Origin of the sequence: Kordia sp., assembly GCF_050633145.1 — a bacterium.
Classification (GTDB): Bacteria; Bacteroidota; Bacteroidia; order Flavobacteriales; family Flavobacteriaceae; genus Kordia.
The window spans coordinates 1-17,363 of sequence record NZ_JBOEFY010000030.1; the positions used below are offsets into that span (position 1 = coordinate 1).

General features: G+C 33.7%; 19 protein-coding genes and 4 tRNA genes. 1 reads left to right on the forward strand and 22 read right to left on the reverse strand.

Annotation, left to right across the window (positions count from 1 at the left end):
- The 16 genes from ACRBBL_RS15780 to ACRBBL_RS15855 form a co-directional block, all read right to left on the reverse strand.
- Positions 1 to 244: GTP-binding protein (locus ACRBBL_RS15780; protein WP_431370039.1), on the reverse strand; the 244-nt coding region annotated here is incomplete at its 3' end.
- Between the two features lie 57 nt (positions 245 to 301).
- A tRNA-Thr gene (locus ACRBBL_RS15785) sits at positions 302 to 373 on the reverse strand.
- Positions 374 to 386: 13 nt separating this feature from the next.
- Positions 387 to 459, reverse strand: a tRNA-Gly gene (locus ACRBBL_RS15790).
- 11 nt (positions 460 to 470) lie between these two features.
- Positions 471 to 552 (reverse strand) — tRNA-Tyr (locus tag ACRBBL_RS15795).
- A gap of 73 nt (positions 553 to 625) precedes the next feature.
- Positions 626 to 699, reverse strand: a tRNA-Thr gene (locus ACRBBL_RS15800).
- Positions 700 to 793: 94 nt separating this feature from the next.
- The gene (hpf, locus tag ACRBBL_RS15805) at positions 794 to 1,093 is read right to left on the reverse strand and encodes a ribosome hibernation-promoting factor, HPF/YfiA family (protein ID WP_431370040.1); all 300 of its coding nucleotides are present in this window, start codon (positions 1,091 to 1,093) and stop codon (positions 794 to 796) included.
- A 52-nt stretch (positions 1,094 to 1,145) separates the two neighbouring features.
- On the reverse strand, positions 1,146 to 2,033 hold the full coding sequence (locus tag ACRBBL_RS15810; RefSeq protein WP_431370041.1) for a tyrosine-type recombinase/integrase: 888 nt from the start codon (positions 2,031 to 2,033) through the stop codon (positions 1,146 to 1,148).
- A gap of 191 nt (positions 2,034 to 2,224) precedes the next feature.
- A complete protein-coding gene (gene rpsU / locus ACRBBL_RS15815) occupies positions 2,225 to 2,419 on the reverse strand; it encodes a 30S ribosomal protein S21 (RefSeq protein ID WP_046758270.1) in 195 nt (64 codons plus the stop codon).
- A 284-nt stretch (positions 2,420 to 2,703) separates the two neighbouring features.
- Positions 2,704 to 4,086, reverse strand: a complete 1,383-nt coding sequence (locus ACRBBL_RS15820) for an alpha-amylase (protein WP_431370042.1) — start codon at positions 4,084 to 4,086, stop codon at positions 2,704 to 2,706.
- A 472-nt stretch (positions 4,087 to 4,558) separates the two neighbouring features.
- Positions 4,559 to 5,725, reverse strand: a complete 1,167-nt coding sequence (locus tag ACRBBL_RS15825; protein ID WP_431370043.1) for an acyl-CoA dehydrogenase family protein — start codon at positions 5,723 to 5,725, stop codon at positions 4,559 to 4,561.
- 23 nt (positions 5,726 to 5,748) lie between these two features.
- Positions 5,749 to 6,828, reverse strand: a complete 1,080-nt coding sequence (locus ACRBBL_RS15830) for a ComEA family DNA-binding protein (RefSeq protein ID WP_431370044.1) — start codon at positions 6,826 to 6,828, stop codon at positions 5,749 to 5,751.
- A gap of 69 nt (positions 6,829 to 6,897) precedes the next feature.
- Entirely contained in the window at positions 6,898 to 8,484 is a 1,587-nt protein-coding gene (locus tag ACRBBL_RS15835) for an alanine/glycine:cation symporter family protein (protein ID WP_431370045.1), read from the reverse strand.
- Positions 8,485 to 8,597: 113 nt separating this feature from the next.
- Positions 8,598 to 9,605 carry a potassium channel family protein gene (locus tag ACRBBL_RS15840; RefSeq protein WP_431370046.1) on the reverse strand — a complete coding sequence of 336 codons (1,008 nt, stop codon included), beginning with the start codon at positions 9,603 to 9,605 and terminating at the stop codon, positions 8,598 to 8,600.
- 3 nt (positions 9,606 to 9,608) lie between these two features.
- Positions 9,609 to 9,836, reverse strand: a complete 228-nt coding sequence (locus ACRBBL_RS15845) for a PspC domain-containing protein (protein ID WP_405299403.1) — start codon at positions 9,834 to 9,836, stop codon at positions 9,609 to 9,611.
- Between the two features lie 94 nt (positions 9,837 to 9,930).
- Complete coding sequence (locus ACRBBL_RS15850) at positions 9,931 to 10,767, reverse strand: M57 family metalloprotease (RefSeq protein ID WP_431370047.1); 837 nt, start codon at positions 10,765 to 10,767, stop codon at positions 9,931 to 9,933.
- A 213-nt stretch (positions 10,768 to 10,980) separates the two neighbouring features.
- Positions 10,981 to 12,273: a DUF2851 family protein gene (locus tag ACRBBL_RS15855; RefSeq protein ID WP_431370048.1), complete on the reverse strand. Its 1,293-nt coding sequence runs from the start codon at positions 12,271 to 12,273 to the stop codon at positions 10,981 to 10,983.
- Between the two features lie 160 nt (positions 12,274 to 12,433).
- Here ACRBBL_RS15855 and ACRBBL_RS15860 point away from each other — a divergent pair, with 160 nt between their 5' ends.
- Complete coding sequence (locus tag ACRBBL_RS15860; protein WP_431370049.1) at positions 12,434 to 13,300, forward strand: peroxiredoxin family protein; 867 nt, start codon at positions 12,434 to 12,436, stop codon at positions 13,298 to 13,300.
- A gap of 67 nt (positions 13,301 to 13,367) precedes the next feature.
- On the opposite strand, the gene ACRBBL_RS15865 is transcribed toward ACRBBL_RS15860, so the two are convergent.
- The 6 genes from ACRBBL_RS15865 to ACRBBL_RS15890 form a co-directional block, all read right to left on the reverse strand.
- Positions 13,368 to 13,766 carry a rhodanese-like domain-containing protein gene (locus ACRBBL_RS15865; protein ID WP_431370050.1) on the reverse strand — a complete coding sequence of 133 codons (399 nt, stop codon included), beginning with the start codon at positions 13,764 to 13,766 and terminating at the stop codon, positions 13,368 to 13,370.
- Positions 13,767 to 13,778: 12 nt separating this feature from the next.
- Positions 13,779 to 14,090 carry a rhodanese-like domain-containing protein gene (locus tag ACRBBL_RS15870; RefSeq protein ID WP_431370051.1) on the reverse strand — a complete coding sequence of 104 codons (312 nt, stop codon included), beginning with the start codon at positions 14,088 to 14,090 and terminating at the stop codon, positions 13,779 to 13,781.
- Positions 14,091 to 14,282: 192 nt separating this feature from the next.
- Positions 14,283 to 15,212: an NAD(P)-dependent alcohol dehydrogenase gene (locus ACRBBL_RS15875; protein WP_431370052.1), complete on the reverse strand. Its 930-nt coding sequence runs from the start codon at positions 15,210 to 15,212 to the stop codon at positions 14,283 to 14,285.
- A 102-nt stretch (positions 15,213 to 15,314) separates the two neighbouring features.
- Positions 15,315 to 15,905 carry a Crp/Fnr family transcriptional regulator gene (locus ACRBBL_RS15880; RefSeq protein WP_431370053.1) on the reverse strand — a complete coding sequence of 197 codons (591 nt, stop codon included), beginning with the start codon at positions 15,903 to 15,905 and terminating at the stop codon, positions 15,315 to 15,317.
- 177 nt (positions 15,906 to 16,082) lie between these two features.
- Positions 16,083 to 16,757 (reverse strand): thioredoxin family protein, encoded by a 675-nt coding sequence (locus ACRBBL_RS15885; protein WP_431370054.1) that lies wholly within the window; start codon positions 16,755 to 16,757, stop codon positions 16,083 to 16,085.
- A gap of 15 nt (positions 16,758 to 16,772) precedes the next feature.
- Positions 16,773 to 17,315, reverse strand: a complete 543-nt coding sequence (locus ACRBBL_RS15890) for a TlpA disulfide reductase family protein (protein WP_431370055.1) — start codon at positions 17,313 to 17,315, stop codon at positions 16,773 to 16,775.
- Positions 17,316 to 17,363 lie beyond the last annotated feature (48 nt).

Sequence of the window (17,363 nt, forward strand, 5' to 3'; positions counted from 1 at the left end):
AGTCAACGTGTGCATAGTGACGATTTGCAGTTTGGTACTCTACGTGAGAAGTATTAATTGTAATACCTCTTTCTTTTTCCTCAGGAGCGTTATCGATAGTATCGAAATCTCTTGCCTCAGAAAGACCAGCATCAGCTAATACTTTAGTAATAGCAGCTGTTAAAGTAGTTTTACCGTGATCTACGTGTCCAATAGTACCAATATTTAAGTGCGGTTTGGAACGATCAAAAGTTTCCTTTGCCATGATTTAATAATTTTTTAATCTTAGTTATATATTAGTGTTCAATTTATACATTCTATGAGCCAATGACGGGATTTGAACCCGTGGCCTCTTCCTTACCAAGGAAACGCTCTACCCCTGAGCTACACCGGCAAGAAATATATAGAGCGAAAGACCGGGTTCGAACCGGCGACATTCAGCTTGGAAGGCTGACGCTCTACCAACTGAGCTACTTTCGCTTTTTATTTAGTGGGGAGAGCAGGATTCGAACCTGCGAAGACGTAGTCAGCAGATTTACAGTCTGCCCTCGTTGGCCGCTTGAGTATCTCCCCAATAAATTATCAATATTTCAAATTTCTTAGCTATAAGCCAGAAGCTCACTCTTCTTTTTTTATTTACTTTTTGAGCCGATGGAGGGACTCGAACCCACGACCTGCTGATTACAAATCAGCTGCTCTAGCCAGCTGAGCTACATCGGCTTTTGCTCATAAAAAAAGCCCGCTATTTCTAACGGACTGCAAATGTATAGATTATTTTATTTAATCAAAACTATTTTTAATTTTTTTTTACTCATCAATGCGTTCGTACTTTTTCTTTTCTTTTTAGTAGCGCTCTTTGTAATGTATTTGTAGCTTCATCTATGGCTTCTTCAAAGCTTCTGCATTGTTTTTTTACCATTAAATCATCTCCAGGGATATTCACTCTCACATCTGCAATTTTATTTTCTTTCGCACTTGTGTTTTCTACCTTCAAATAGACATCAGCATCTATGATTTTATCATAGTATGTTTCTAGTTTATCCATTTTTCTTTGAATGAAATCTACTAACTTACGATCTACCGTAAAGTTTACGGACTGCATGTTTACTTTCATACGCGGCATTTTTATAGGTTATATTTTAGGTTTTTGCTGTTTGTTTAAAAGATTACTTTTTGTTTCTAGGATGCGCTTTGGCATATACATTTTTAAGTTCAGCTAAACTGTTATGTGTATATACTTGTGTTGAAGCGAGGCTAGCATGGCCAAGTAATTCTTTTACAGCATTTAAGTCTGCACCTTGATTTAATAAGTGAGTCGCAAAGGTATGTCTCAGAATATGCGGACTCTTTTTTACTTTCGTAGATGCTATACTAAAATAATCATTTATTAAACGATATACAAGATTCGGATAGATTTTATTTCCTTTTCCAGTTAAAAATAATTCTTCTTTTTGATGCACATCAACTGGTTTCCTATATGAATCATATTCTTTTAATTGATTTTCTAGCTTACCTAATAATGGAACAATGCGCTCTTTGTTTCTTTTACCTAGTATTCGAATTGTTTTTGCAGCGTAATCTATATCTGATAGTTTTAGATTGATTAGTTCTGCTTTTCGCATTCCTGTAGCATAAAACATTTCAATAATTGTTTTATTTCTTACTCCCTCATAATCATTTGTAAAGCTTATATCAACCAATACCGTTTCCATTTCCTTTTCTGAGAATGGTACTTGTACTTTTTTAGCTGTTTTTAAAGCTTTATGTTTTACTAACGGATTGATTTCTATTTGTTTTGTTTTGAGTAAGTACTTATAAAACGTTTTAAGCGATGATATTTTTCGATTGATCGTCGCGTTTTGCAAACCACTTTCCACCAAAGAAACTATCCAATTTCGAATTTGCACATAGTGTATGTTTGTTATATCGTCATCTTCATATTCTTCTTTACAGAAATCTGAAAAAGAACACAAATCGTTTTCATACGCTGTTATCGTATGTACTGAATAGTTCTTTTCAAGTTTTAGATATTCTATAAAAGAGGTGAAGGGCATTTGTTGTTGTTGTTTGTTGTTTGTTGTTTGTTAAGTTGTTTATACAATTTTTAAATCAAAGTGTAAACTTTTAAACTTTACATTTTTTTGATTGTTGATTTAAAGTTACTAAACTAAATGCTATGATTTAAATTATAGGTATAAAAAAAGGTTTCCGTTATGGAAACCTTTTTAAGTTTTGTGAGAGCATCTTAAATTTCTTCTTGATCTCTAAGGTGCTGTATGTATTGCGCTTTTTGTATTTGCGCTCTACGAGCTACTGACGGCTTTGTGAAATGCTTTCTAGCTCTTAACTGACGCATTCCCCCTGTACGATCAAATTTTCTTTTGAAACGTTTCAGCGCTCTGTCTATATTTTCTCCTTCTTTTACTGGTATAATTAACATAGTACTTAACCTCCTCTCTTTTAGATTTTGTGGGTGCAAATATACAGACTATTTTTTAATTTCAAATAGTTTATGTATTTATTTTGCATTAGCGATAGAGGCGGCATCCTCACGATTTTCTCGTGAGATATAGCCGAAAGCGCGGCCGCATTTTCTGCGGAATGCCATTATTGCTCTTTTGTTCATTCGTCCATTTGTGAATTTGTTTACTTATTGTTGTGGGTAGGTTTATTTATTGATTGTTGATAAACTAACTAATTCCTAACACCCAAAACCCGCATCATTTATTTTACAGACCAAACGGTATAACTTTTTGGTGGTGCTTGAATTTTAACCCATTTTCCTCCTTGTGTTACAGGCTCCCAATTGGAATGCCCTGTATAGTCTTTGATGCGCGTATTAGACCAATTGGTTTCTACCCAACGCTCTTGCCAGTTGTTAGAGTTGTTGATATACACAACTAAACCTGCGGCATTGTATCCATTTCTCCTAGCAACATATTCGTCGTTGTCTGTATATAGGATTGATGTGTTTCCGCTAGCAAGGTTGTTGTGAATCCATATTAGATTGTTTAAGCGCTCTTTGTTTAACCATTCTTCATAGTCGCGGTAAAAGAGTGTTGGATAGCCTTCATGCGTTAGTATGTACGCATACGCGAGAATTTTGTTGTTGATAATTTCATCTGTATCATGGTTTGCTACAAAGGTGACCGCTTTTGATGCGTTACGCTTCCATAACATATCATCATTGAGTCTGTTTAGATTGTTTCCTTGAAAAGCATCTCGCATTCTGTAATAGCAAGCAAAGTCGAACGCACTTGATTCCGCTTGTCCAGCCCACCAATCGAGTGTTGCTGCATTTCCATCCCAATATTCTCCTACAGAGAATCCGCCAGCAGCATTTTTGAAGTCTTTTACAACCCACGGTGCAAATCCTTTTACATAGTCGAAACGCCAACCATCAAACCCTACTACATTTTTATAGTATTTTGCGACTGAGTTTGAATTGTTCCAGAGCCAATCTTGCACATAGGTTTTGTGATGACATAAGTCTGCAAACCCGCCAAATACACCTTCGTCATTGGCATGATAATCATTTGGATGAAAGTCATAGTAGGTTCTGTTGAACATTCCAGACATCGGTTGATAATCTGTATACGTGTTTGTTCCTTTGAATGGATTGTACTCACTATCTCCTCCACTGTTGTGATTTAAGACGATATCTGCAATGACACTTAATCGATTGTTGTGTGCTGTATTTATAAGACTTTGCAATTCGGCTGTAGAACCAAAACGTGTTTCTATACTTCCCATTTGATTGTATTCTCCAAAGTCAAAGTAGTCAAATGGATCGTATCCCATGGAGAAAGGTCCGTTTTGTGCTTTGGAAGCTGGCGGAAGCCAAATTGCGTCGATCCCTGCATTGCTCCAATCGGCTACTTTTCCTTTTACAACATTCCACCACGTTCCACCTGCTGGCACATCCCAATAGAATGCTTGCATCATAACACCTGAACCAATTGGTTTTAGATTGGATCTATTTTTTGCCGTGATAGTTTGTTTTGTAGGTTCTTTGCTTTGTTCATTTTCTGAAGCAATTTCGTCTTTTGAACAGCTTATGATACATAAACTAATCAACAAGAAGTAGAAAATTTGATTTTTTTTCATGTCTGGTTTGGTTATAAATATTAGTATTCTTTTTCAATGTAAATATTTATTTCAGCATGTTATAATCATCTATTTAACGCAAACGTTTTCGTGTTGATAAGTTTTTTATTTATATGGTTTTACCGTAAGTATTGGGCTTCACTTTAACCCATAAAAAAAGATCACTTGTTATAGTGATCTTTTGATTTTACGATTTGTTTTCCGAAGTACTTCTCGATACTATTTTCTTTCATTTCGACTCCGCTCAATGTGCAAAAAATCACTCGAAGTGACGTGTAGCTTTTCATGAGTGTCTCTTATGTTGCAGGCTTATAGTCCTTTCCGTCAATAATCATTTTGGCGATAATCTTTTTTTGAAATTTTCGCAAAATGATTTTAAACTAACTATGTTGCAGGCTTATAGTCTTTTCCGTCAATAATCATTTTGGCGATAATCTTTTTTTGAAATTTTCGCAAAATGATTTTAAACTAACTATGTTGCAGGCTTATAGTCCTTTCCGTCAATAATCATTTTAGCGATAATCTCTCTTAAGATTTCAGACGTTCCGCCACCGATAGGTCCTAAGCGGCTATCACGAAGTAAACGTGCCATTGGGTATTCTTCCATATAACCATATCCACCTAGCATTTGCAAACATTGGTACACAACAGTATCTGCCATTTTAGTCGATTGCAATTTAGATATTGTAGCTTCTTTTACTACATATTCTTTTTTATTTAATCTGTAGGCTACAGTATAGTTATAGGTTTTACAAACTTCAAGTTCTGCTGCCAAGTCTGAAATTGTGTGGCGTAATGCTTGAAATTTGTCGATTGTTCTACCAAATGCTTGACGTTCTGACATGTATTGTATAGCATATTCAATCGCGTATTCTGCTCTAGCATGTGCATTGATTCCCATAATGAGTCTTTCTAATGCAAAATGCTGCATAATGTAAGGGAATCCCATGTTTTCCTCTCCCATTAAGTTTGCTACAGGCACCTCAACATTGTCAAATGCAATTTCGCCAGTATCAGAAGCTTTCCAACCTAGTTTGTCTAATTTAGTTGCTGAAATCCCTGGCATGTCACGATCTAACACAAAAATGCTAATTCCTTTGTTTCCAAGTTCAGGATTTGTTTTTGCAGCTACTACTAAATAGTCACTATACACACCATTTGTAATGAATGTTTTTGAACCATTTATAATGTACTTGTCTCCTTTTTTAACTGCCGTAGTACGCATTCCTGCTACATCCGATCCTCCAAAAGGTTCTGTTATACATAAACAACCAATTTTTTCACCTGTGATACTTGGCGTTAAGTAACGTTCTTTTATATCGTGATTTCCTTCTTTATTTATGTGTGTCATTGCTAAATATGCGTGTGCCCATATAGCTGCTGCAAATCCACCAGAATTGATACGTTGTAGTTCTTCTAAAAGTATTACTGTATAGAAAAGATCTAAGTCCATTCCGCCATAAGCTTCTGGATAAGCAATTCCAAAGAATCCCATTTCACCAAACTTCTCCCAAATAAAGCGTTCTATGGTTCCTGTTTTTTCCCACTTTTCAATGTGTGGAACAACTTCTTTCTTTAAAAAATCTCGTAAACTTTCTCTAAAAAGATGGTGTTCTTCATTAAAGTACATGCTTTCCATATATGGCAATTTTTTTAGTTTTTTTATTGAATATGCAAATATACTTCAATTATCTCTATTTTATCCGCTGGAAAGTTTCGAATTTTTGTCAATTCTTCAAAATTTTTAAATCCTTCACGAAGTGTTCGTTGATTCATAATTTCATCTGCTACCTCATAATTTATATATGGTATTTTCAGTAACTCCTCCAAAGTACAGGTGTTCAGATTTATTTTTGCAATAGTTGGTTTTTCTAAATAAAAACGTTTCCATAGTTTTTCAATGACTTCTGGCTTGAGTCCGTATACATCGTCTATTTGTGATTCCGTCACAAATCCACCTAATTTTGTTCTATATTTTACAATTCGTGCAGAGAGTTTTTCACCAATACCATATACTTTTCTAAGTTCTTCTATGCTAGCTTTATTAATATCTATTTTAGAAATCGTTATTTCTCCTATATAAAAACGCTTCCAAACTTTCTGGATTACCTCTGGTTTTAAACCATATACTTTTTCTAATTGTGATTCTGTTGTAAATCCGCCCAATCTTGTTCGGTATTTTACAATTCGCGCAGAGAGTTTTTCACCAATGCCGTATACTTTTCTAAGTTCTTCTATGCTAGCTTTATTAATGTCGCTCTTTTTCAGAACAACTCCTTCTTTTTCAAGGTACTTTTTATTAGTATAAGTTGCTTTCTGTTTTTTACGTTTTACCCATTCGGGGAATTTGAAATAGGGTTTGATTTCGTTTAGTAGCGAATCAGAAACCTTTGTTATTGTTTGAAACTCCTTTGCTGAGTTTACATATTTATTTGTGGCTCTAAATTCGTGTAGCCTATCTATTTCTTCTGTAGACATACCTAAAGTAAACCCTTTGTAATCGGTGATAAAGTTTGGATTGAACGGATAGCGTTTTGGCTTCGTGTTTAGTGCAAGTAATTTTAACGAATCAATATGCTGTTGATACGCTACAACTTTTGCATCTGAAAATAGTTTTGTAGCTGTTTTTGTGGGATTTGTGTAAAAGTAGATTCCTTGCACTATAAAGATTAGGGCTATAATACACAAAATCCCACTTCGTTCTGCTTTGAGAAACGTGAAGTGAGATTTTATATTTTTCATGTGTTCGATGTTTTAAGTGATCGTCACATGAGTATTTTGGGTGTTTATTATTCTACGATAATCTATAGATTATTTTTTGATAGCTTTCATATATCTTGAAAGTTCTTCTCTTACTCTTGGCGCTAGTAATACCAATCCGATCATGTTTGGAACCATCATTGCGAAAATCATTGCATCTGAGAATCCAATTACAGAACCTAAACTAATTGCAGCTCCAACTATAACAAATAAACAGAATAATACTTTATATGCATATTCCATTTTTTTAGTTCTTCCAAATAGGTATGCCCAACCTTGGTATCCATAATAAGACCAAGATATCATGGTGCTAAAAGCAAATAATACAACTGCAATTGTTAATACATAAGGGAACCAACTGATTGCACTTTCAAATGCTCCAGAAGTTAATAAAATAGCCCCTGCATCATCTAAACCTGCATTTGCTGCTGTTACATTACCAGTAATAATTAATACCAATGCTGTCATTGTACATACTACAACTGTATCAATAAATGGCTCTAATAAAGCCACCATTCCTTCACTTGCTGCATATTTTGTTTTTACTGCTGAATGTGCAATTGATGAAGAACCGATACCTGCTTCATTCGAAAATGCTGCACGTCTAAATCCTTGAATTAATACACCAATAGCTCCACCAGCAACTCCTTCAGGACTAAATGCACCATCAAATATTTGAACAAACGCATCTCCTACCATACCTACATTCGCAAAAATTACGAATAAAGAAGCTGCGACATAAATCACTACCATAAAAGGAACAATTTTGTCTGTTACTTTCGCTATTTTCTTAATTCCTCCAATAATAACAATACCAACTAAAATAGCCATTACAAGACCAAATACCCATCTATAACCATGAATAAAAGATTCCTCTCCTCCAGTCATGTGTTCAAATAATTGTGCTGCTTGATTAACTTGGAACATGTTTCCACCTCCAAATGAACCTCCAATTACGAATATGGCAAATAATACGGCTAATACTTTTCCTAGTCCGGCTAGTCCTTTTGCTTTTAGTCCTTTTGTCAAGTAATACATTGGTCCACCATATACGGTTCCATCTTCTCCAATGTCTCTATATTTTACACCAAGCGTACATTCTACAAATTTTGATGCCATTCCCAAGAAACCAGCTATAATCATCCAAAATGTTGCTCCTGCACCACCAATAGATACTGCAATAGCAACTCCTGCAATGTTTCCTAAACCAACTGTTGCTGATAACGCTGCTGTTAAGGCTTGGAAGTGCGAAACTTCTCCTTCATGTCCTTCAATTGCAATTGTTTCAATATTATCACCTCCTGGTGTTGAATCTCCTGCAGCCACCATAGATTCATGATGATCTACATCGTCATACTTCCCTCGAACAATATTTATAGAAGTTAAAAAACCTCTAAAATTGATAAATTTGAAATATACAGTGAAATAAAGTGCTCCTAAAATTAACGGAAATAATACCCAAAATACTTTGATATCATCCGTAAAAGGAATTTGATAAAAGATAAAATTCACAAACCAGCCTGTAGCACTTCCAAAAGCTTCATCGATTTGTTTATCGAGACCTTTTTCGGCTGCATCCTGTGCAAATGTTAGTAGTGGCAATAGAATTGCAAATAATGAAAGAAGATATTTCTTCATGGTATTGTTTCAGTTAGTTAATATTTGTTTTTGGGTAATTTAAAGGTAGCAAGATGCTAAAAAAAAATTGCTTAATCAAGTTTTCACTTGTTAAATAGGCTTATCAACCGTTTTTAAAGATTGTATTTTCGTTTTAATAATTCAATTTGCTCTGGGCGACCTAAGACGATTATTTTGGATTCTTTGGCTAATTTTAAATCGGCTCCAGGATTAATGATATATTCACCATCTGGGGTTTTATAACCAATAACAGTACATCCCGTTTCTTTTCGTAGGTCTAATTCTTTGAGTGAAATCTCTTTACCAGAAGGTGTTATATCTTCTGTACGTATTTCTTCTACATTGGTTGTATTTTTCCCACTGATGGAAAGATTGTCTATAAATTCAACTAAATCTGGAACTACAACAAGCGAAGCCATGTGCTCACCGCCAATTTTATCGGGCATAATTACATTATCAGCTCCAGCTAGTTTTAATTTTTTATATGAAGATTCTTCTGAAGCCCTACTAATAATAAGCAATTTTCCATTTATTTGTCTAGCCGAAAGTACTACAAATAAGTTGTCTGCATCACTTGGAAGCGCCGTAATTAAACATTTTGCATTGTGAATTCCAGCTTTTTCCAACACCTCATCTTCACTAGCATTTCCTTCTACAAAGGATACCTCTAAGTTTTCATATCGTTCAATAACACTTCTGTTTTTTTCTATAATTACAAATTCTTGATTGTGTGTCTGTAATTTTTCAGCAGCTTGTTTTCCATTGCGTCCAAATCCACAAATAATGATATGATTTTCCATGCGTCTGATTTTTTTTAAGGTCTTGCGTTGTATTATTCTTCTTAGCGTACTTCTACTTAATATATATTCGGTAATTACAGAAATGGCATACGCAAAGACAAAGACACTAATAATGATTAGAAATACCGTAAATAATTTCCCTTGATCGTCTAAAACAACTGCCTCTTTAAAGCCAACCGTAGTAATGGTTATGACAGTCATGTATATAGCATCAATCCAGTTACTTCCTGATATGGACATAAATCCTATAACTCCAATAAGTAAGACTAGGAGTAGTAGCGTTAAGGCAATATAAAATTTTGACCGAAAGAATCTAAACATATATTATAAGTCAAATACAGAAGTTCGTTTGGTGTAAATTAAGTCTTTTAATCTTAATATAAAAGCTAGGGTAAGATATAATGCAAAACTAACCCCCAAAGTTGCAAATGTTACGTAAATGAAGAATAAGCGTACATTTTTAGCACGCATTCCTAAGCGTTCTGCTAAACGAGACAATGCTCCGAAGCCGTGTTTTTCAAAAAAATAACGCAGTTTGTATATAAACTTCATCTTTATTTTTTTAATGGTCTTGCAAGATAAAGTTTTTAGCAAAAAAAGCCACTACTAAGTAGTGACTTTTTGATTTTTATAATCATTATTATTTCTAATAAAGTGCTTCCAATGCTGTAATGTCATTATTGTTGAAATCAATTGCTGGTCCGCATGATTGCATAATCGATGAAAAGTCTGAATCTGTTGGTGTTCCAGCAATATGGATTGCTCCAACACCAGCGCTACCTTCATTTATATTTACCCCACAACTTTCGCGTGTTTGGTAATCTGTATGACGAAGACCTATACAATGACCTATTTCATGTACCATTGTTCCTGCCAATTCGCTTACATTAGGTGCAATTGATAATTCAAACCAACGACTGTTAATTCCAAATCCTTTTGCTGGATCACCTCTACGTGACGGAAAACCTGCTGCTCTTCCTAAAGTGATAAATCCGCCAGACTCTAATTCGTAAAATTCTGTTACCTCAATATCCGCTTTGTTTCTTCCTCTTAGCCCAAAAGTAACTCTAGTAAAAGAAATGCGAAGGTTAAGATCATTATACATTTGAATAGTTTCATCGAGCGCATCAGAACCTATAGTTCCTAAATCTGGATCGACACTTATCGTAATAACTCTTGGTAATGCATCCACGATGTTTCTCGTACGGTAATGCTTTGCCAATGGATCTACTGGCTGCAGTTCGTCAATTTGTGCGTAGGTAAAAAACATGTCTTCTACTGCAACTCCATCTTCTCCCATGAAGTTTGTTTCAAACGCTGTTGAAGTATCAAAATAAGCTGCATCAAGCTTTGCTAAAATTTCAGGACTTATTTTTCCCTCTTCCTGTAAAGGTTCGTCAGATTGGTCAGACTGACATGCTGTAAATACTGCAAATACAACTGTAAATGCAATTAACATTGATAAAAGTTTTTTGGTTTTCATACTGAAGATTTTTGGTCTTTTTTGGTTAATAATGTTCTAAACATAGAAAGAAACGAAGCTTTTTACTACAAAAATTGAGGCTTTTCGCTGAACTACAATTATTCAAGCTAATAATGATAAAAAACTGTTTTATGATTAAGTTTTTTACTACAAAAAAATATTCTTTTTCGAGTTAAAACTCACAACCCCTTTTCAAAAAACTTGTATAATCCACTAATATTCAATCTTTTTAACAATCAAACGATTTCCTATAGCACATTGCAAACATTGTTGTTTGTCACAATAATTCTTCTTTAATTCTAATAATGCCTGTGTATGTAAAGCATTTTCAATAGTTATTTCTTTTGCTTTGAATTTTTGAATGATTGCATTTTTTTCAGGTGTGATTGTTTGTAATAGCATTAGCAAATTCTCTACATTCGGCTTGCCTATATATTTTTCATAACAATATTTTAGTGGCAGTATACTATTGATTAAAAGTACATCGATGAACTTTTTTGATACTTTTTTAATGCGTTTGGGCGAAGATTTCTCAAATGTGTAATGCGTTTCCCAGAATAAACTCGTTGGCACTTGCAACAAATCATATAATTGTTCTAACGAAGTGGTGGCTACTATTTTTGAAAACAGATTGCTCTGTTGGTGATATACTGTTGCCAATTGAGAAGCGCGAATGGTAGGGAAGTTTGCAGGGCGTGTTCTAAAGAATTGCAATGGAACAGTTGTCTTTTTTACATGCTGAAATTTATGACATAGATACTTGAACTCTTGTTGTAATTCGTCATAGTATGATTCTTGAGTTACTTCTTGCGAAAGCAATCCAAAGATTCCAAACAAGAAAGCTTCCAACGAACCTCTTTTAGCACTTAGTTTTCGAATAATTGTAAAATCAACCGAACACGCTGCTTCAAAAAATGCATCACTATTGAGTTTGAGTCCAAAACCTTTGGCAAGTAATCTGAATAAAACTGCTTCCCAATCGTATTCCGTTTTTTTAACTAATTGCTCTATTGCATCGGCTTTGGTTTCTAATCGTTCAATATAAATACGTTCCAGCCAATTTTCAAATTCAAAATTATTCAACACAGGGAAATCTGCTCCGCATGAAATCCACTCTTCAGGCGAATTGAGCAAGTCTCTATAACGTTGCAATACAACCGAATTACTATAGTGTTTGAGAATTAGTGTAGGAATAACCGAATTGTCTTTTCTGTGAATTTCAATATCATGTTCCCAAACAACATGCAAAATAACATTGTCATAGTTTCGATCATTTTCATGGTTATGTACAAACCAATCAGACGATTTCACATGCATTTCTACATTTCCTGCCCAAATTTGATTTCCTATTTTTAATTGCGCATTAAAAAAGTCGGGACCAGCATGATGATTATGTGTACCTAAATTTATAATTTCTACAAGTTCGCCTTTAGTTGTTTGTATATTTTGCAGCTGTAGTTTTCCAAATTTCCACAAATAATACAAGAAATCTTCTCTTACGGTCATATTGATAATTATTAAATTCTTAATAAACTCAATGAGGGAAAAGGATTTCTTATTCTACGTAAGATTAATAGTGTAAAAATACACTTTTTTACATTTTATTTTATAAATTGTAAAGAACAATTAATTCAATAACCTACCGTTACTTGAACTTTTTAAATGAATGAACTCCCTAACTAAGTCAATTTTCATTTTTGTTTTTCCTGTTTTTGCACTTGTTGTACTAATAGAAAGTAGTTGGTTTATATTCCAAACAGGAATATCATTGCAACATGTTTCACATCTTCTTACAGCAGGAACTATTACATTCTTTTTTATTAAAGCTTTTATCAAACCTATAGCCCGAACAGACCATATTTTAATCGTATATACATTTTGCGTGTTTTTAGGTTGCGTGCTAAGTTTACTTGCTGAAAACCTTCAAGAAGAAACCAATTTTAGAATTACTTGTACAGTAAGTAATATAATATTGACAGTCGGCTGGATTTTGTATTTACTTTGGTATTCGTTTTTTCAGAAACGAAACGCAGCAAAGAATTCCATTTTAAAAGTTGGAAACACATTGCCTTTGTTACGGTTTGAAAATACTGCGAAAGAAGAAATTACTTCAGAAAAATTTGCGGGAACGCCTAGTATTTATATGTTTTATAGAGGTAATTGGTGTCCGTTTTGCATGGCGCAAATCAAGGAAATGGTAACACATCATGAAGAATTAGCGGATAGAAACATTAATACCGTTTTTATAAGTTCGCAACCACATGGTTTTAGTGAAAATTTAGCAAAGAAATATCCCTTAGATTTTCAGTTTTTAGTAGATGTAAATGGTGAAGTTGCAAAACAATTAAACATTTTTGATGCGAATGGTTTGCCTTTCGGCTTTCAAGCTTTTGGTTTTAAATCGCATACCATAATGCCTACAATTATTATTACAGATTCCAACGAACAAATAGTATATGTAAATCAAACAGACAATTATCGCGTTCGCCCAGAGCCAAGTGCCTTATTGAAAGTTATTGATGCGAATGTGTAGTATTTCGACTTCACTCAACATGTACATTTCTATTCAGTTTACTGTATAATTTTTGATTCGCTTGGCACTATTCTATTTCGAAGCCTTTCGCTTTCCAAGCTTTGATTCCGCCTTCTACATTATAGATTTTAGAATATCCCAACTCTCGTAATTTGGTGACTGTTTTCCCGCTTCTTTTTCCACTTCTGCAATACACATACACGTCTTTATCTTTGGGAAGTTGCGAAGTTATTTTTTCAATAAAATCATCTTCAAAAAAGTCTGCTTCCAACGCATTCCTTTTTATTTTCCCTTGTGCAACTTCTTTTGGTGTACGTACATCTAACAAAATTACTTCTTGATTGCTTAATAGATCATGAAATTCAGTTACAGTAATGGTATTTTCCTTGAGTACGGGAGTACATCCAAAAAAAAGTAACATTGAAAACAGCATTCCAATTACGAGAGTTGGTTTTTTAGGTTGCATTTTGAATCATCTTTAACTCGTTTTAGCACCTTGCCACTCTGAAAATCCGCCCATTAAATTGTGCGTATTATCAAAACCTACGCTGTTCATTACAGCACATGCTTGTGCGCTTCTTCCGCCTGAGCGACAGTATACATAGTAAGTCTTAGAAGTATCTAATTTTTTTACTTCATCAATAAATCCTTGTCCTAAAAAGATATCAATATGCTTTGCATCCGGAATGTGTCCTTCGTCCACTTCATCTTGTGTACGAACGTCTATAATTACTGCATTTGCATCAGCTGCAAGTTGCTCTTGCCATTCTTGTTGTGTTAAATCTGCCATAGCTTAATTAAAATAGTGTTGTTTGTAATTTTATATTCAAAGTTAAACTTTTCATTAGAAATTATTCAAAAAAAAGCCGAAGTTCTTTACTTCGGCTTTTTACAGGCAATAGTCATGCCTTTATTTTTTATTTGTTAAGCTTCTATATTTTATAACTATTTAGCTTTTGTGATAGAATTGCTAGGCTTTTTTTCACATTTCTATTACTGTATTACCTTTTTTTCTTCCCGAGTCTACATGCCTGTGTGCCTCTATAATTTTATCGAATGGATACACTTTATCGATAATAGCTTTGTATCTTCCTTTTTCATACAATTCTCTTAACATTATAAGTTGTTCCATAGTCTCTGTAGCATATTCTAGTCCTCCAACTGTTTTAAAGATTCCACCGTTTTTCAACAAGCTTTTACATTGTTTTTTAGAAAATTTACCAGATGTATCAAATATGATATCAAATGATGAATTATTCTTTGTGAAATCTTCCTGATTGTAAAATATGGCATGATCAATTTTAAAATCTTTTATAAATTCTTTATCGTTTGAATGACAAACCGCTGTTATTTCAGACTCGTAATATTGTGCAATTTGAATTGCTGCCGATCCAACAGAACCTGCTGCCCCAATTATTAAAACCTTGCTACGTTGTTTATTTTGAATTTTAGCTTTATGAAGAAAGTAAATTGCAGTTTGTCCACCAAAAACAATTGAAGCAGCTTCAACGTGTGTTGCATTAGAAGGTTTTTTTAGTATTAATTTTTCACTCGAAATAGTTAAATACTCAGCATGAGTTCCAAACTTAAAACCAGTAACCCCAAAAACCTCATCTCCAACAACAACATTTTTCGTTTTACTTCCAACTTGTTCAATTACTCCTGAAAATACCGTTCCAAGAATTGGTTTTCTTGGTTTTGAAAATCCGAAGATAAATTTCATAGCTAGTTTTTTTAACCCTTTAGCTTTAAGTCCTCTGACACTTACATCACCAGAGTTAATAGTAGTTGCTACAACTTTTACTAACACTTCATCTTCTTTAGGGCTAGGCTTTTTAACCATCTGAATTTGGATCACTTCAGGATCACCGTATTTTGTACAAATAGCCGCTTTCATATTCTTTGTCTTCATTTTATTGAATTTATCGCAAAAATATGAAAGTGATTATCCGTTAAACCTTGACTTTTGTTAAGAAATTAATTTGACTAGAGTCTTTTTTTTAAAACAATATATTTATCGTTTTTTTTCTTTTTGTATGAGTCGTTTTTTTATCCTACTAAAAGATTCAGGAGTAATCCCTAAGTAATTTGCTATATGAATTCCTGACACTCTATTTTTTAAATCACTCCTTTCTTCCAAGAAGCTTAAGTAACGTTTTTCGGGAGATTGAATTTTAAAAGTAGCTAGTTTTTTAGCAGCTTTAATCCACTCTTCTTCTGCCATTCGCATCATTATAGTTTTTAGAGCAGGAATATCTTCTATTGATTTTGATTCATTATCGTGATCACCAATAAACAAAAGAGAATCTTCAACACATTCAAGAAATGTATCTGAAGGTATTTTTTTCATATAACATTCAGAAGGTATTGCTGGATGCGATTCAGAATAAAACTCAACCGTTTTTTCTATTCCATCGACTATTTTACATTCTCTAACAAGACCTTTAAGCACAAAAAAACAGTGAGTAGGAATTTTACCTAATTCTTGTACAACATTTTTTTTATTGAAGCTTTTCGTAGTAAGTTTTGTTGCCAATTCTTTTTTCTCATTTTCGGTAAGTTCTGAAAATTGCGCTAAAAAAATATCAATTGCTTCTTTGGACATACTGTTCCTTTTTTGATTGTAAGTTTAATAAAGATAATCTATTAACTGAAAAAAGCATATTAAATCAATAATATGCTTTTTCCAAATTTCTCTTTATAAATGATAGAGACTTTATTTTTTAATTGATTGCAGAATCTAGGTCAGTCTAAAAATCTAAGCTAGTCTAACAAGTCTAAATTACACTTTAATAGAACAACCAATTGCTTTTGTTGTTTTTACCTCAACTTCTTTTCCTGCTAACAATGCGTCAACTGCATCTTCTATATAGCGTTTTGTCACCGAAGAAGCATCTTTGTAATTATCATCAATAGCTCCAATATATTTTACTTGGTGTCCTTTTGGTGTTTTTGCAATTACATACATGTGTGGCGTTCTTGTAGCTCCAAATTCTGGATACACTTTTTGTCCTTCATCCAACATATATGGAAATGTAAATCCTTTTTCTTTAGCGCGCACCTGCATTTTTTCAAAACTATCATCTGGTCTTGCTTCTGGACTGTTTGGATTTATAGCAATTACAGGATATCCTTTGCTTGCATATTTTTTATCTAAAGCAATCAATCTATCTTCATAAGCAACAGAATATGGACAGGTATTGCATGTAAACGTAAGAATGAATCCTTTTGCATCTTTAAAATCGGCCATAGAGACCATTTTCCCATCTACATTTTTCAAAGAAAAGTCTTTTACAATATCGCCAACTTGATAACCGTTCGTTACAACTTTCTTTGGTTTTTCTACGTTTTCAGCAATTGTTTTTACTTCCTTCTTTTCTGCGTCTTTCTCTTTCTTCTCTGCACAAGACACAGTCATAAAAAGTAACGCGATTACTGCTAATTTTATCGTTTTCATTTTAGTGGGTTTTTATTAGTTTATAAAATTTTTCAATTCACTTTCAAGTTCTGCTTTCGTAAAAGAATGCTCATAGAACTTTCGTTTTCCTTTTTTGTATATAACCGTTGCCGGAATAGCTCCTGACCATTTTGGAGATACTTTCGGAATCCAGGCATTTTGATCGGGATCATCTAAAAGTACTTTTTCAGATTTTAAATCGTTTTTTGCTAAGAATGAATTCAGTTTTTTCAAATTAAAATCCAAACTTACCAACAACACTTTTACATTTTTGTCTTTATATTCTTCATTGACAGCTTCAAAATGTGGCAATTCTTTTACACAAGGCGCACACCAAGTTGCCCAAAAATTGACTACATGAATATTATCATCTTCAATTTTTAGGTATTTTTCAAACTCTTCAAAATTTAAAACTGGGATTTCAGAAACTTCCGCAGACAATTTCTCTGTTTCTGCTTTCACTTCAGATTTTATATTCGTAGCTACATCTTTTTGTTTTGTTTCATTTTCACACGAAATCAACGCAGCAACACAGAAGATAAATAATACTTTTTTCATGATGGTATATAATTGTCCTTAAAAATACGAAAACTCTATCGGTTCACT

Coding starts and splice junctions, on each gene's coding strand:
- ACRBBL_RS15890 (WP_431370055.1), bottom strand. CDS start 17,315: ATGAAAAAAGTATTATTTATCTTCTGTGTTGCTGCGTTGATTTCGTGT.
- ACRBBL_RS15855 (WP_431370048.1), bottom strand. CDS start 12,273: ATGACCGTAAGAGAAGATTTCTTGTATTATTTGTGGAAATTTGGAAAA.
- ACRBBL_RS15840 (WP_431370046.1), bottom strand. CDS start 9,605: ATGTTTAGATTCTTTCGGTCAAAATTTTATATTGCCTTAACGCTACTA.
- ACRBBL_RS15885 (WP_431370054.1), bottom strand. CDS start 16,757: ATGAAAACGATAAAATTAGCAGTAATCGCGTTACTTTTTATGACTGTG.
- ACRBBL_RS15825 (WP_431370043.1), bottom strand. CDS start 5,725: ATGGAAAGCATGTACTTTAATGAAGAACACCATCTTTTTAGAGAAAGT.
- ACRBBL_RS15850 (WP_431370047.1), bottom strand. CDS start 10,767: ATGAAAACCAAAAAACTTTTATCAATGTTAATTGCATTTACAGTTGTA.
- ACRBBL_RS15820 (WP_431370042.1), bottom strand. CDS start 4,086: ATGAAAAAAAATCAAATTTTCTACTTCTTGTTGATTAGTTTATGTATC.
- ACRBBL_RS15835 (WP_431370045.1), bottom strand. CDS start 8,484: ATGAAGAAATATCTTCTTTCATTATTTGCAATTCTATTGCCACTACTA.
- ACRBBL_RS15810 (WP_431370041.1), bottom strand. CDS start 2,033: ATGCCCTTCACCTCTTTTATAGAATATCTAAAACTTGAAAAGAACTAT.
- rpsU (WP_046758270.1), bottom strand. CDS start 2,419: ATGTTAATTATACCAGTAAAAGAAGGAGAAAATATAGACAGAGCGCTG.
- ACRBBL_RS15870 (WP_431370051.1), bottom strand. CDS start 14,090: ATGGCAGATTTAACACAACAAGAATGGCAAGAGCAACTTGCAGCTGAT.
- hpf (WP_431370040.1), bottom strand. CDS start 1,093: ATGAAAGTAAACATGCAGTCCGTAAACTTTACGGTAGATCGTAAGTTA.
- ACRBBL_RS15860 (WP_431370049.1), top strand. CDS start 12,434: ATGAACTCCCTAACTAAGTCAATTTTCATTTTTGTTTTTCCTGTTTTT.
- ACRBBL_RS15830 (WP_431370044.1), bottom strand. CDS start 6,828: ATGAAAAATATAAAATCTCACTTCACGTTTCTCAAAGCAGAACGAAGT.
- ACRBBL_RS15880 (WP_431370053.1), bottom strand. CDS start 15,905: ATGTCCAAAGAAGCAATTGATATTTTTTTAGCGCAATTTTCAGAACTT.
- ACRBBL_RS15865 (WP_431370050.1), bottom strand. CDS start 13,766: ATGCAACCTAAAAAACCAACTCTCGTAATTGGAATGCTGTTTTCAATG.
- ACRBBL_RS15845 (WP_405299403.1), bottom strand. CDS start 9,836: ATGAAGTTTATATACAAACTGCGTTATTTTTTTGAAAAACACGGCTTC.
- ACRBBL_RS15875 (WP_431370052.1), bottom strand. CDS start 15,212: ATGAAGACAAAGAATATGAAAGCGGCTATTTGTACAAAATACGGTGAT.